The sequence below is a fragment of the Gilliamella mensalis genome, from assembly GCF_900103085.1.
Lineage (GTDB): Bacteria > Pseudomonadota > Gammaproteobacteria > Enterobacterales > Orbaceae > Gilliamella > Gilliamella mensalis.
The window spans coordinates 1-576 of sequence record NZ_FMWR01000044.1 but is presented as its reverse complement, the minus strand read 5'-3'; the positions used below and the strand labels follow the sequence as shown (position 1 = coordinate 576).

1 pseudogene is annotated in these 576 nt (G+C 38.9%); it reads right to left on the bottom strand.

Annotated features, from left to right (window positions below):
* Positions 1 to 576: pseudogene (locus tag BQ5209_RS10565) on the bottom strand (chromosome partition protein MukF); the annotation flags it as partial.

Genomic DNA, 576 nt, shown 5'->3' with positions numbered 1-576 from the left:
GCTTTTTGCCCCCAACCAATAATGCGATCTAGTTTACCTTGGAGATCCATAACTACATTGTTGATTTTATCGAGTTCTGGATTATCAAGCGTCGCATCTTGTATTAAAAGTAAACTGGCTTGTAATTTATCACCTGCAGCAGCCAAAGTATCTTGTAACTCCCGCAATGTTTGTGATGTTTCAGTCAGCAACCCTTCACAACTGCTAATTGCTGCTTGCCAATCTTGACTTAATAGGGCAGAAATATTTTGTTTAACATCAGCTTGTTGTTCATCCATCACTCGTTGTGTGATATCGATACTATCAAAAATTTCAGCGACTGAATATTTTAATGGAGCAAAGACATTTCGATGCCAATGTAAATCATCACCACCTTCGATGGCTGCATCTGCAGCTCGTTTTAACTCTTGCGCAACAATAGATAACTGAATGGATAAACGCAGCGTTGAGAATTCACGTTGGCGAATATAATAATCAGAAATACCTATACCTAACGGAGTTAAACGATAAATCGAGAAACCGTCTGTCATTTCACTTGCAAAACGTGTGATTAAGCGTTGGCGTACCAAATCATTG